The 15,188-nt window shown below is 44.8% G+C and carries 8 protein-coding genes; 6 read left to right on the top strand and 2 right to left on the bottom strand.

Features of this window, described 5'->3' with window-relative positions; genetic code table 11:
• Positions 1–206: 206 nt before the first annotated feature.
• Together AC5JBY_RS24095 and AC5JBY_RS24090 are read left to right on the top strand one after the other, a co-directional pair.
• Positions 207–1,295 carry a hypothetical protein gene (locus AC5JBY_RS24095; protein WP_495907221.1) on the top strand — a complete coding sequence of 363 codons (1,089 nt, stop codon included), beginning with the start codon at positions 207–209 and terminating at the stop codon, positions 1,293–1,295.
• Positions 1,255–3,609 carry a hypothetical protein gene (locus AC5JBY_RS24090; RefSeq protein WP_495907220.1) on the top strand — a complete coding sequence of 785 codons (2,355 nt, stop codon included), beginning with the start codon at positions 1,255–1,257 and terminating at the stop codon, positions 3,607–3,609. The genes AC5JBY_RS24095 and AC5JBY_RS24090 overlap by 41 nt, the downstream gene beginning before the upstream one ends.
• A gap of 104 nt (positions 3,610–3,713) precedes the next feature.
• On the opposite strand, the gene glgP is transcribed toward AC5JBY_RS24090, so the two are convergent.
• Complete coding sequence (glgP, locus tag AC5JBY_RS24085) at positions 3,714–5,366, bottom strand: alpha-glucan family phosphorylase (protein WP_495907219.1); 1,653 nt, start codon at positions 5,364–5,366, stop codon at positions 3,714–3,716.
• Between the two features lie 171 nt (positions 5,367–5,537).
• A complete protein-coding gene (locus AC5JBY_RS24080) occupies positions 5,538–6,476 on the bottom strand; it encodes a hypothetical protein (protein ID WP_495907218.1) in 939 nt (312 codons plus the stop codon).
• Positions 6,477–6,618: 142 nt separating this feature from the next.
• Between AC5JBY_RS24080 and AC5JBY_RS24075 the strand changes: the two genes are divergently transcribed.
• The 4 genes from AC5JBY_RS24075 (at position 6,619) to AC5JBY_RS24060 (ending at position 15,169) form a co-directional block, all read left to right on the top strand.
• The gene (locus AC5JBY_RS24075) at positions 6,619–7,287 is read left to right on the top strand and encodes a metal-dependent transcriptional regulator (RefSeq protein WP_495907217.1); all 669 of its coding nucleotides are present in this window, start codon (positions 6,619–6,621) and stop codon (positions 7,285–7,287) included.
• Positions 7,277–9,157: an Nramp family divalent metal transporter gene (locus AC5JBY_RS24070; protein WP_495907216.1), complete on the top strand. Its 1,881-nt coding sequence runs from the start codon at positions 7,277–7,279 to the stop codon at positions 9,155–9,157. The genes AC5JBY_RS24075 and AC5JBY_RS24070 overlap by 11 nt, the downstream gene beginning before the upstream one ends.
• Before the next feature lie 745 nt (positions 9,158–9,902).
• Positions 9,903–11,180: a FecR family protein gene (locus AC5JBY_RS24065; protein WP_495907215.1), complete on the top strand. Its 1,278-nt coding sequence runs from the start codon at positions 9,903–9,905 to the stop codon at positions 11,178–11,180.
• A 554-nt stretch (positions 11,181–11,734) separates the two neighbouring features.
• A complete protein-coding gene (locus tag AC5JBY_RS24060; RefSeq protein WP_495907214.1) occupies positions 11,735–15,169 on the top strand; it encodes a SusC/RagA family TonB-linked outer membrane protein in 3,435 nt (1,144 codons plus the stop codon).
• Positions 15,170–15,188 lie beyond the last annotated feature (19 nt).

The following is a 15,188-nucleotide window of genomic DNA, read 5'->3' as shown; positions in this document are numbered from 1 at the left end:
AGAGAAAGAAAATGAATATTACAATGATCACTTTCCATAAAGGAAAAATTGAGATATCAAAAGTAGACAAACATTCCGGATTCCCATAGCAACGGAAAAAATTTTGTCTTTAGACAACATTTAACAATCCTGTATTTGCAAATCGCCCCAACGCTATAGTATATTTGGTATAACGGCAGCAACCTGTAAAATGTGGCGCCGCCTGTATGACCCCTCTCTCGTTTCCCCGCCTCTTATTATTATCATTGTTTCCTGTATTCCTCTTTTCCTGCAAAGAAAAGCAAGTGACCCGTGCCTACTATTACTGGCGCAACAGCACCTACTTGCAGGAATCAGAGAAAAACTTCCTCCGCCAACATGGAATGCAAAAGCTGTACGCCAAGTGTCTCGACATAGATTGGAACGAGGTCAACCAGGCGCATCCCCTTACTATTACCGATGTACATGAAATAGCGTATGCCTTGCGGACCTACGACAGCATGGCAATACAGGTAGTGCCGGTCATATTCATCACCAACAAAACATTCCGGCATACCGACTCTACTGATATTCCCTTGCTGGCTACCCGCATCCTGCGCAAATGCCTGCCCGGGTTCGACGAGCAAGCCATCCCATCTGAACGGTGGGGGAGACGAATGCCAGTACCCCATGAAATACAATTCGATTGCGACTGGAGCGCTACCACAAAAGATAAATACTTCTACTTCCTGCAGGAAATACGCCGGCAACTGGCTGGTGAGTCAATAGCCATTACCGCTACCATTCGTCTGCACCAATACAAGTACCCCACTAAAACAGGCGTCCCGCCGGTCGATCGCGGTATGTTGATGATTTACAATGTGGAGAAGCTTACCGACTATGCCTCTACCAACTCCATCTTCGATTACAAAAAAGCCAAGACCTACTTTACAGGCAACAGGCCCTATCCATTACCATTGGATGTAGCCCTGCCGGCATACTCCTGGGGCATTGTATTCAGGCAGGGAAAATTCTACCAGATAGAAAATGATCTTAACCCGGATACGCTACAGAAAAGTACCTTCCTCCGTAATACCCGCGACAATACCTGGAAAGTAACAGCCGACACCGTTTTCTACGATGTTTTCCTCCGGCCAGGCGATGAGATCAGGTTGGAGAAAATAGATGAACAAACATTGCGGCAGGCAGCCCAACTGGCCGGGAAAGCTATCAATACAGATTCCTTCACGGTAACACTCTTCGAACTCTCCGACGCAGAAATAAAAAACTACCAACATGAAACGATCGAGCAGGTGTATAATGGTTTTGTGCATTAGCACATTACTGATACTCCCCAAAAAAGTAGCACGGGCCTGCGGATTCTATATCTGGCCCGGCGAATACCGGTTCTGGCTGCTACAGCCCGATCTCTCGAATCAACCCGAGTTAAGCCCTTACTATTTTTCTACGTTAGCGTTCTTTCCGGATGATCAGCCCGCAAGCACGCCACCCCACTACCGGCAGAATGTGCAAGAATGGATAGCCCTGATAGGCGGCAAAACCAATGAACAGGATGTTGATGCAATCATATACAGTGCAGAACCCAATGAATTTCTGGTCAGCCTGGACAAGTTATCCAAAACCAATTCCTTTGCCAGGCTATTGCTGCAGCCACGTAATAAAGAACTATTGAACTACATGAGGCTGGCAAAAAAGATAGAACTCTACACCGCTAACCCCGACCCCTGGCAGGAAAATAAATATGCCGATCCCACCCGCGATAAATTGATCAGTGAAGCAGAATCCCGGTATGCATCCTCTACCAACGCTAACATTCGTATGCGCCTCGCTTACCAATTGGTACGTCTGTATGGTTATGACTATTCATACAATACTGCTGCGAAATGGCAGCAGAAGGTAGCTGACGAAAAGATCGATAGCTGGATACAATATGCCGCCCTATACGACCGGGCACGAACAGCTCCTGAACCGGAGAAGTATTATCTCATGTCACGTGTATTTGACCGGTCAAACTTTAATCGTAAATATTGCCTCTGGGGATTCAGAGAAGTGAACCTGAAAAAAGTGTTGCCATTCACTACCAATGAACATGAACGCACGGTGCTATATGCCATGAAAGCTTTTAGAGATCCGGGAAGAGCCTTGCACAACATCAAATACATTTATAGCCGCGAACCCTGGTACAAAGAAATTCCTTTCTTGCTCTTGCGGGAGATCAACAAAGCAGAAGATTGGCTGCTGACCAATAAAGTAACCGGATTTGAACCCGCTACCCCTCAAGGCTGGTATGGTGAGGTAGATGAAGTCAAAGAGAAGAATTGCAAAATGGACCAGCTCTATGCCAGACAGCTCTACGATTTTGTAAAACAGCTACTGGCAGAAAGAAAACAGCAAGACCGGCCATTGCTACAACTGTGTGCAGCCCACCTGGCCTTTATACAAGGTATGCCGTCGTTGTCACGGCAGCATTTGGAAGCAGCTTCCCGGATGCCCAACCTGCCGGCGAATATAAAGACCCAAATACAGATAAACGATCTCCTGCTTCGCCTTGAAGTAGATTCCTCGTTTGATAAAACAACAGAAGACAAACTTATGCACCTGTTGTTGGCGCCAGCCTCCAGGTTAGGTGTACACAGCCCCGGATACATGAAAGACCAACTGATACTGTATACCGGTAAAAAACTCATCCGCAATGGGCAGCGCGCAAAAGGCCTCTTGCTATTGGGTAAAACCCGTCGTGCATTGGGGCTTCTTTCTATCGACACTTACAAGAGTGTATACGAGATGATGTGGGAGACAGCTACCGCAAATGATTATAATGAAATATTCCACCTACTGCAAAAAGGATCGAAAACGCCGTTCGAAAGATTCGTTACCCAGGGTACAGTAGCTACTCCTTATGAATATTATGAGTGGGCAAAAGACGACCCCAAAGAAAAGTGGAATATCAACAAGCTCATGGACCTTAAAGCAGGCTGGTACATACGGCAGGACAGCCTGGAAAAAGCACTGGCAGTATTAAAGCAAATACCCGATACCTTTTGGCTAAAGCATCCTTATGATGAATACGTAAAAGGAAATCCCTTTTATCTAAACATCAATCATGCCCGCAGCCAGGAAAAAGGCGAAGAAGACTATGATAAGATACAGGTAGTGGCAGGCATGATCAGGCTAAAGCAAAAAGCAGCGGAGGACAAAAAGAACGCCGCTTTACATTATTATAAACTGGCTAATGCCTACTATAACCTTACCTGGCATGGTAAATTCTGGATCTTATCAAAGCCCTGGTCATCCGCGAGCGACTATAGCGAATACGCAAAAGACTTTACTGTTAGCCGGTTCAACGATGCCTACTATGGTTGCGTCCGCGCAAGAGCATACTATATAAAAGCAATGACGTTGGCGAAAGACAAAAAGCTGGCTTCCCTATGCGCTTATATGGCGCGTCAGTGCGATAAAAAGTTTCAGAACTATCGTGCTATGAGCGTCTTCAAGCGGGAAGCCGGAAAAATACCGGACCACTACCCGGAACTACTGACACAAAGAGGATTTGATAAAGATTATTATAAAGAACTCATAGAAGAATGCGCTACCTACAACAGCTTTGTAGCACAACTCAATAAACAATAAAAGCGAAAGCCTGGACTTATGCCCAGGCTTTTGCTTCTAATATAGTACTCAATAAGAGACATTTCATTTTCAACCTAACGCTTCTTACTGCCTACCTCTTACCGCTATTTATACAGCTTCTCATAATACTCAGTCGCCATGCGGCCCGCATCGAATTCAAAACGAACATCACGCATGCCATTCTGAGCTACCTTACGCCAGGTGTCATATTGCTCATAGTAGAGCGGCAGGATTTCCTTTTCCAGGATATCATACAGCTTGTTGTAATCATAATCATCCTGCTCCTGTGTATTCATGCGTGCATAATCAGCCTTGGGAACCACAAAGCCATTGTGCGCATGATCAATGAACTCGGGGATCCAGCCATCATCGGTAGAGAAGTTGACTGCGCCGTTCATAGCAGCCGTCATACCACTGGTGCCTGATGCTTCACGCGGCACACGCGGGTTATTCAACCAGATATCAGCTGCTTGCTTCAACCGTTTGGAAAGGCCCAACTCATAACCAACGAGCACGGCCACATTCTTATAGTTCTTGCTCAGGTGAACGAGGTTGTTGAATTCATTGATAGCCGGGTAATCCATTGGGTAAGGCTTTCCAGCCCAAATGATCTGTACAGGATACTTTGTGTTGGACAACAGCTTCTCAAAGCGGGCCTTGTCACGGGTCAGGAACTCAGCTCTTTTATAACCCGCAAAACGGCGTGCCCATACAATGGTCAGCGCATTGGGATTAAAGATCTTACCCGTTTGATCGGCCACCACTTCAAAAGCACGTTTCTTCAGGTATTTCTTGCGGTCATCCCACCAGGTGTCGTTACTTTCATCCGTAGCACGGTACAATTGCTTATCGGCCCAATAACTCCAGTTCTGTGCATTGGTGATGGAAATGATCGGACAAATGCCGGGATACTTGCCCCACATCTGCCGGGATACTTCTCCATGCAACGCCGATACGCCATTGGCGAGGTGCGCAAAGCGAAGCGCCACCAATGAGTGATTGAATTGATCATCCTGCAGGCCAGTCAGCTTACGCACTTCATCAAGGCCCAGCCCACAGAAATAACTCATTTTATGACAAAGATTGATATCGTGCTTTTCATTACCGGCTTCCTCAGGCGTGTGCGTGGTAAATACCAGGCGCTTCCTGATCTCTTCTACATTGCCAAACTTCTTATAGAGATAGAACACGGAGGAAACGCCATGCGCTTCATTAAGGTGATAACGATCGGGGTTGAAATTCAATTCATCAACCAGCTTGGCGCCACCTACACCCAACAGGATGAACTGCGCTACTTTGGTAGCCACGTTGGCATCATACAGGCGATGGGTGATCGTTTGCGACACATAGTCATTCTCCGGCAGGTCGGTGCTCAGCAGGAAAAGTGGCGCCGTGCGGAAGGTTTCGGGATTCAGGTAAAAGACCTTTACCCATACGGGGTGATCATGAATGATGATCTGAAATTTAATGCCGGTATCTTCGAGGAAGCTATAATTCTTCTCCATCCAGGTCACTTGCAGTGTCTGGTCCTGGTTGCGCGCCTGGTCATAATAACCATATTTCCACAAAATGCCGATGCCGATCATGTTTTGGCGCAACTCATACGCGCTCCGCAGGTGAGAGCCCGACAAAAAGCCCAAACCACCACTATAGATCTTCAGGGGCTGGTGCACAGCAAACTCCATAGAAAAATAGGCCACCTTCTTATTGAAGCGCTCGTCAAGCTGGTACGGTACAGTAAAATTGGTAAAACTCATATAGTAAAAAACTTAGTCGTCAAATTATATGTGTATAAAATACACAACAAGGGTGCAATATACTGGTAAAATATTAAATGTATTGCATTTATAGAGTCAACACATTATTAACGAAATACCAACGGAACAAAAGAACGGTTATTGCACGGCAGGGTGGGGGATCTTGTAGGCTCACTTCTTCTTCGCCGCTTTTTTCTTCGGGTAGGTGCCTTCAAAGAAACATTTGAAGTCCCGGTATGAGCCACAACCACCGGTTTCTTTCATCACTACCTGGGAATTACTGAAGGTAAACTCAAGCTCGCAAGGGTTGCCGCTTTCCTTGAAAATGGCAGTATTGGCCGATACCAAACGGGCAGCGCCTTTCAGCTCGCCGCGACAGTCGTTTTTCTCAAAGTGCACAAAGATCATCGGCTCATTGGCATGGCGTCCATCACGCACAGAAATGAAATTCTTCTTATCCTTTACATAGTCGCCAGAGAACTTGTTCTTAGCCGAAAAAGTATCGATAGGATTGATGACATTTTCAATGATCTCCTCATTGGGCTCAGTCAGGATAAGCGTAAACTCGTTTGCGCCACTATTATAAATGTACACATTACGCTTAAAGGATGTCTCGCTATTGGCCCGCTTCTTCTCGTGGTAGGTAGTGATCTGGAACTTTTTGTCCAGTACGCCATAAGCGGAAGAATAGGAATCGAAGCCAGTTTTTACCAGCGGCAGCATCTGCAGGAACTCATTTTTATCGCTGAAAGTGGCCAGGTAGGCAATGCGCTTTGAGCCGGTAGTAGCTTTGATAAACAGGTAAGTTTCTTTGTCCTTCTCCTGGGTCCTGCCCAGGGGGAATATCCGGGGCGTTACACCCTTACCAAAGTCTTTTTTGATGAGGCTGTCGGGAACGAATTGCGTAAATATCTTATATCCGATCTGGAGAGAATCTGTGGATTTTCTTACCAAGGTAGTGTCAGCAATACGGATGGGTAGCGGCGTTTCGGGGAAAAACTCAATAAATTCTTCAATAGTCACCGTCTCATTATCCTGGAGAGAAGTTTTCTTTCCTTTACAGGCAATGATCAACAAGAAAAAGGGCAGCCAGAAAAAGTACTTTTTCATAAACCGGGTTGAAACATAAGCATTCACGATTAAAAGTAATACATCCCCCCCACTCATTGAAAATATTGTGTTTTAATTGTCAGGATTTAATTTTAGATTTGTCTAAAATTAATTTTAGGCGCCACTCGCATGTAGACCAGTTATGAGCGTTAAATACACCAGCAGCACAGAAAACTACCTCAAGGCCATCTTCCATCTCCAAAAAAGCGATGGTATAGTAACCACCAACGACGTTGCCAATGAATTGCAAACCCGGCCGGCTTCCGTGACCGACATGCTTAAAAAGCTCAAGGCACAGAAGCTATTGATCTATGAGAAATACAAGGGGTTCAAGTTGAGTAACGAAGGCCGCAAGGTGGCATTGCAGATTATCCGCAAACACCGGTTGTGGGAATACTTCCTGGTAGAGAAGCTGAGCTTTGGCTGGGATGAGGTGCATGAGATTGCGGAAGAACTGGAACACATCAGCAGCAAAAAATTGATAGACCGGCTGGATGAATACCTCGGATTCCCGAAATCGGATCCTCATGGAGATCCTATCCCTGACAGCAATGGCAAGTTTACGTTGCCCAAACAAGTGGACCTGCTGAACTTGCCACTCAATAAAGTAGCAGAGGTGAGTAGCATTGGCGATCAGAGCCCCGAGATGTTGGAGCTGTTGGGTGATAAAGGGATAGCGCTGGGAACAAAACTGGAAGTAAAAAAGAAATTCGCTTTCGATAATTCACTGGAGCTAAAGATCAGGAACCAATCGATGGTTACTGTCAGCGAGCATGTAGCTAAAAATGTGTTTGTAAAGTATGATGAATAGAGTTAAACACGAACAGTCACTCAGCGAAGTACACGAATCAATAGACGTTAACAATAAAGCCATCGGCTGGAAAAGAGTGCTGGCATTCTTTGGACCCGCCTACCTGGTAAGTGTTGGCTATATGGACCCCGGCAACTGGGCCACCGACCTCGCCGGCGGTAGCAAGTTTGGCTATACACTCATCTGGGTATTACTGATGAGTAATATCATGGCCCTCTTGCTGCAAAGTCTTTCTGCACGGTTGGGCATCGTGCGTGGCCGCGACCTTGCCCAGGCCAACCGCGAAACTTACCCCAAGACCATCAACTTCTTCCTCTATATACTGGCGGAAGTAGCTATTGCCGCTACCGACCTGGCTGAAGTGCTGGGCATGGCCATTGGTATCCACCTGCTCACCGGCATGCCCATTTTATGGGGCGTAGGGATTACTGTTTTAGATACGTTTCTGTTATTATACCTGCAGCGGTTGGGCATGCGGAAGATGGAAGTGTTTATCATTGGTCTGGTAGCCATTGTAGCATTTTCGTTTCTTATAGAGATCATACTGGCGAAGCCAGCACTTACTGATGTAGCTTCCGGCCTCATTCCGCGTTTGCCTTCAGATGAAGCTTTGTATATAGCCATCGGTATCATCGGCGCCACGGTAATGCCGCATAACCTGTACCTGCATTCTGCACTGGTGCAAACCAGGAAAATCAACCGGTCGAAAGATGGGATCAAACAAGCGCTGAAATGGAGTTTTTGGGATTCCGCTATTGCACTCAATATTGCATTCCTGGTCAATGCGGCCATCCTGATATTGGCAGCTACGGCTTTCTTTAAGCAAGGCCTTGTGGTAGATGAAATAAAAGATGCCCATACCTTGTTGTCTGATGCGTTGGGAACGCGGGTAGCTCCTATACTATTTGCTGTTGCATTAATAGCCGCCGGACAAAGCTCGACCGTTACCGGCACGCTGGCCGGCCAGATCGTGATGGAAGGATACCTGCGTTTGCGCATCAATCCCTGGATACGCCGGCTGCTTACCCGTTTATTAGCCATTGTGCCCGCGCTGATCGTTATCTATATTTTTGGCGACAAGGAAGTTGATAGTCTCTTGATCTTAAGTCAGGTGATCCTCAGCATGCAATTGGGATTTGCCGTGATACCCCTCATTCACTTTGTGAGCGATAAGAAGACGATGGGTGGCTTTGCCATCAAGCCCATTGTGCAGGCGGCTGCCTGGTTGATAGCGACGGTGCTGGTATACCTCAATATCAAGATGGTGATGAATGAAGCCAGTAAGGTATTTAATGAGCCAGGAAACTTTGTCTGGAAAGTACTCATCATTGTTGGCGGATTATTATTTCTCCTGTTGTTGGTGTTTACGATCTTCTATCCCTTCTTTAGTAAGCGCGACAAACCGGTGTCGATACAAATGCACCCCGATGTGGAAGGCTTGAAGCCGCTGGTGGTGCCTACGTATAAGAAGATTGCCGTGGCGCTGGAATTTGGAGAGAATGATTCAGCGTTGCTGGCGCATGCCATTGGCCAGGGAAAAACAGATTCTGAGTATGTGCTCATACACATCGTAGAAAGTGCTTCGGCCAGGTTGCTGGGACAAGAGAGCGATGATGCTGAGACGCGTGCCGATGAAGAACGCTTACAATTCTATATTCGTCAGCTACAGGAGCGTGGCTTTGTCACTACCGGCCACCTCGGCTTCCGCAACCGTGCCAAAGAGATCGTTCGACTGGTAAAAGAGAACGGAGCAGATATGCTGGTGATCGGCGCCCACCGCCACACCGGTGTTAAAGATTGGCTCTATGGTGAAACCATCAACTCCGTTCGTCATGAACTAACAATTCCCGTGTTGGTGGTTAATCTTTGATCATCAGCTGTGTAATAGTATAAAAAAAGGCCCTGCTGTTTTTGGCTAAAACTGCGGATTTTCTTTGCACTGCTATTTTGATACTCTATGTATACACCATCTATACAGTATCTATACACCATCCATAGGCCATCTACGCTTAGTTGCTCCCTGACTCCTATTCGATACCCACTGTGTTCATTTCCTGTTTACCTGCTTCTGCTGCTTACGCTTGCAAATTGGTGTAAAAACCTTCTATCCTTTTCTGCACTGCTGTCATCAATAGTGACAAGACAAACGTACGTGATACACTAAGTCTTTCCAAAGGAGCCTGCCCGTTATTAGCACTGATGCTCTATTTGCTCCTTTTTATCGCGGAGCGGGTCAGGGACTATGAGCCATCTTTCTACAAGTAGATACGTAACAAACGATTGTTCGTATTTATCCTTCTTCAGATTGATCGTTGATCCTACTATAGATATTTTTCTATTGCCTGATTCGGGTACTTACAACTGGCAGGAAATGTATTCAGAAATAGCAATTACTTCATACTTGGGTAATGATAAATTAATATACGGCTAAACGGAGCGGCAAAATCATTTTTTATCGAAAATATTTCTAAAAAGAAAGGACAATCACCGGGACAATCCAGGGTTTGTTCGTTCTAAGTGTGTACAAATTGTACCGGGGTTAGATACAAGTTGTATATCGATCGTGAAAATATGAGTATTATCGTGCTTCAAATTTAACCCCCTTAAATAAGAACATGCGGAAGTCTTTGCATCCTATATCGGCACTCATTATTAAGAAACTGGAAGGAACGATCACTCCTTTGGAAAGGCAAACGCTTGACCAATGGATCAATGAATCGAAGGAAAACAAGGACTTATTTGAAGAATTGTGTGATGAGTACCGCATGAGCCAGGACCTGAACGAGCATAGTGAAGATAAAAGGGCAACATGGGCCAAGATCATTTCTATGGCGCCTGAACTGGATGAAACGCCGGTAAGACGCATCAGGTGGATGCGCTATGCAGGGGTGGCTGCCGTATTATTAATGACGGGTTTGGGTGTTTGGTACTTTGCTTTCAACAATACCCAAAAGGAAAGCATAGCGAAAGTCGTTAACAAGAGTAAGTACAAAAATGATGTGGCCGCGCCTACTGGTAACAATGCAGTGCTGCGGTTGGCCAATGGCAACACCATCAACCTGGATGATGCGAATAATGGTCAACTGGCAGAGCAGGGAACGATGGAAATAGTGAAGCAGGATAATGGGACGATTGAATACCGTGAATCGTCAGATGTGAATCGTGAATCAGTAGTTCAATATAATACCATCAGTACAAACAGAGGTGGTAAATACAAGATAGTGCTGGCAGATAATAGTGTGGTATGGCTCAATTCGGTATCCTCCTTAAAATATCCCACGACGTTTACGGGCGATGAGCGGGTGGTGGAGTTGACAGGTGAGGCGTATTTCGAGGTCGCTAAAAGCATGATACCCGGCAGTACAGGAGCAGCGCCCAAAAGAAAACCATTTATTGTGAAGTTGAACGGCATGCAGGTGGATGTGTTGGGCACGCATTTCAATATCATGAGTTATTCAGATGAGTCAGCTATAAGAACGACCTTGTTGGAAGGAAGCGTAAGAGTGACGCCTGTTCCCGTTTCTGGCGGCGCGCCTGTGGGCCGCAACTCACGCCTTCTTTCCCCCGGTCAGCAGGCGATATTGGCAGGAAAAGCAATCGCTGCCGACAACAATGATCCTTTTAAAGTAGTAGCTGCGGACACTGAAGAGGCTGTTGCCTGGAAAGACGCTGCTTTTGTTTACAATAAAGCCTCGATAGAAACTATTATGCGGGAAATAGCCCGGAGCTATGATGTAGAAGTTGAGTATGAGGGAGGTCGTACGGATGAAAAATTTACCATCATGTGGATGTCCCGGAATGTGCCCGTGAGTAAAGTGTTGCAATACCTGGAGTTGACAGAGAAAGTAAAGTTCGAGATCGAAGGCCGGAAGATCACTGTTAAAAAAGTATAATCACTATTGTATCATTATACATAGACCATTAACCTACCTATTATTTGAAAACCATACGACCGGTTAAAGGGTTGTTAAGCTAACTTGTATGAGTATAAGGCACTCAATGATGATGACATCCGGAAGATTAGTACAACTGCACGCACGGCGTATGGTGTGGCCATTAAAGACATCACTAAACTGCGACTACTGTTCTGACAAAAGAATGGCGTCGCAGTTTTGTTATATGTACCTATCCTGAAAACCTTAGAACGTATCTACTTATCCATGATCTGTGGAGCTGGTGCGTAAGACAGGATAAAGAAGGCCGCGTACAAATTGCACCTCAACATTAAGTAACCCTTGTTTTAGTTCACTATCCTTTTAGGTGAATTGTCTCCTCATGGAGATGATCGGAAATCCTTTTGCTATGAAATAAACCAGAGATCAAAGAACTTAACCATTTGCTACGATTGTTCACAATGACCGAAGTCCGATGAAAGGAACGCTTGCTTTATGATTGCACCATTACACCTTTCCGCATCATCAACATCATTTTGAACAAACTATTGTACATGCAACTCTCTACAACAACTGACCAACAACGACTGTATGTTAGTAGCGCCACCCGTTATTTGTATAACCGCTGGCAGCAAGGTGCACTGATTATTTTGGCATTCCTATTCTCTCTCGGCGTACAAGCCCACAACGGAGAGCTGCCCCAGGATATTACGCTTTCGTTCAAGGAAGCAACCCTGGATAAAGTATTCAAAGAAATACGCAAGCAAACAGGTTACAGCTTCGTGTACACGGAAAGTGAAATTTCCCGTGCTAATAAAGTGACTATACAAGTATCCAACACTTCATTGGACAAGGTGCTTTCCCTCTGTTTCCAGGATCAACCCCTTACTTACACCATCGTAGATAAAATTGTAGTGGTGAAACCGCGGCAGGAAAAGGCATTGGCTGTTCCTGTGGTGAATACTTTTGCCGCTGGTAATCCCAAAAAGATTTCCATGCGCGGCAGGGTGTTGAATGAAAAGGGCGATCCGTTGGCGGGGGCTACAATTACGGTACGTCGTAGTGATATGAGCACTACTACAGACGGAGAGGGGTATTTCACGCTTTCAGAGATTGAAGAAGATGCTATCCTTGTAATAAGCTCTATAGGACATATCACTCAACAGATAAAGTTGACCGGTAATAAACTGACAATGGAGATCAAACTACCAATTTCTATTAAGTCTGAGGAAGAAGTTGTGGTAGCTTATAATAAAATTTCTTCACGTAGTAATGTAGGTGCAGTCACCGTAGTAAAAGGAGAAGAGGTTCAAAATTTGCCGAATATGTCAGTAGATAAATCCCTGCAAGGATTGGTGCCGGGTTTATTGGTTACTTCCGGTACAGGTCAACCGGGAGGAGGTTTGAGTAACTTTGTATTAAGGGGAATAGCTACAGGTACTTCTGAGAATATTTTAACAGGATATTCCACTATCAGAAATCCATTGATGGTGGTAGATGGTGTTCCGGTATCTCAGGATGCGCAATTAGCGGCAGGACGAAACCAGGAGCTTTGGGAAGTACCGGCTAACAATCCTATGGCCACTTTAAACCCTTCTGATATAGAATCCATATCTGTATTGAAAGATGCCGCCGCTATTGCCTTATATGGTTCTACCGCCAGCAATGGCGTAATCCTGATCACTACAAAGAAAGGAAAAGCCGGTAATACGATATTAAGTTTTCGCAGCCGGGTAGACATTGCTAATAGGATCAAGAACAATATTGAACTGGTAAACCAGGATGAATATATGGAGCTGTTGTATGAAACTTATCGTAATAGTACACCTGGTATTACAGATGCAGACATTCTTGCTGACCTAAAATCGAAGTTTCCCGTAAGAGCTGATGGTAGCTTTTACCCGTTTACTGACCTAACACCTTTATTATACAAGGACAATGCCGCTACTTTTTCCAATGATCTGTCGATATCTGGTGGCAATGCCCGGTCTAACTTTTATTTAAACTTTGAATGGACCAAACAGGATGGAGTTTACAGAAAGACCGGATTCGACCGTAAATCTGCGCGGCTGAATTTTGAAAATAGCGTGACTGATTGGTTGAAGATAGGAATGAATACAGCATTTTCTTATAATGTACAGGATTTTTCTTCTGATCGTGCTATTCAGTACGGATCCATCTTCTTTGCCTATCCTTTAAACCCGGCATACCTGGAAAATGGAGAGTATTATTATAACTATACTGTTCCTATTAGGGGAATTAATCCCGTAGCCTCGCTTAATCTGAATAGCAACCAGAATACTAGTTATCGCGGACTAACTAAATTGTTTGCAGAGGTAAAACTGTCAAAGGCAATTAGGTTTACTTCCAATTTAGGGATCGACTTTTTATTTACTGAAGCTAATAGCAAAAGGGATCCAAGGTTACTGGATATCGAATTGGACGTAACAGGGGTCGGTAGGATCAGTCAGGATAACATACGTAATGCCAATCTCATTAATACTAATATACTCAACTTTACCAAGGAAATTGGACAGCATGGTTTGAATGTGGTAGCTGGCCAGGAAGCACGCTTAATTACGAAACAAGCGGTTACGGCAACAGGTACTTACTTGCAGTATTATACAAGCGACCAGATCGATCAAACCGGTGTTAGAACTAGCTCTGGCAATAAACTTAAACAAACAGGTTTATCTTATTTTGGACAGATCAACTATGATTTCAGAAAAAAATATTTTGCTTCTACCAGTATTCGTTCAGACGGTTATTCCCAGTTTGGTGGGAAACAGCCCTTTAATACCTTCTGGTCTGCAGGGGCAGGCTGGATCATTTCGGCAGAAAACTTCATGAAGGGTGCACAATCCTGGTTGAATTATCTGAAACTAAGGGGTAGCATCGGGTCTGCAGGCAATGCCGCCGCAATCAATAGGTATATCAAGTATCAGACGCTGACTACCTTAAATTACCAGAATAGTATCACACTTGGTTTGCTGCCTAGTAGTGTCCCCCCCAATACCCTAATAGAACCTGAACGAACATTTACCTGGGATGCCGGTCTTGAGTTGCAATTGTTGCATAACAGGCTTTCTTTTACGGCTGATTTTTATCAGCGTAAAACCTCGAACCTGATTTTTAATAAGGAATTGCCTGCTGCCAGTGGATTTACTGTTGTTCAAGATAATTTAGGGGATATTGTCAATAAAGGGGTGGAGATTTCTCTATCTGCAACAATTATTAAATCCAACCATTTTTCCTGGAACATAGCTGCGAACTGGAGCACCAATCAAAATAAGCTTGTTAAGGCCAATAATCGACTTCCGGTGGTGGTATCCGGAACCAGTGAATTAGCTAATCAGGAAGGGCGTAATTTTAATTCCTTTTATCTGCCAGTGTGGGCTGGTGTTGATCCGACAACAGGAGAGGGCATGTGGGTAGATTCTACTGGTAAGTCCAACACTGATTTCAATGCTGCTAAACGTCAGTGGGTAGGCAAGCCACAACCTGACGGATTCGGCTCCATCACCAATACTTTTATTTATAAAGGAATTTCTCTTTTATTCCAGTTCTATTATCAGTATGGTTTTAAGGTATACAATGCTGATCCCAAACTAATCAATGATGGGTTCACTCCTTTTGATAACCAGCAGAAAAGCGCTTTAAACCGGTGGCAAAAACCCGGCGATATAGCTACCAATCCTAAAAGACAAATGAATAACTCCGTTTATACCCGTAGTTCCACCCGTAATCTATTCGATGGAGATTACATACGTCTGCAAACGGTATCCATAAGCTATAATATGCCCAAGAAACTGATTCAGCCCCTTCGTTTAAACTCACTTAAGGTTTTTGCCCAGGGATATAATTTGGCATTATGGTCTACCAAAAGACCTGGTACAGCTGACATCAGCAATGTAAATGTACAGGGATTACTACTTTTTCAGTATCCACAAGCACAGTCGTATTCAATTGGCATTAATGTAAGCCTGTAATGTTTACGTAATTATAGAA

This window comes from Paraflavitalea sp. (genome assembly GCF_059502485.1).
The sequence above is the reverse complement of the archived record's forward strand: the minus strand, read 5'-3'. Positions and strand labels throughout refer to the sequence as shown.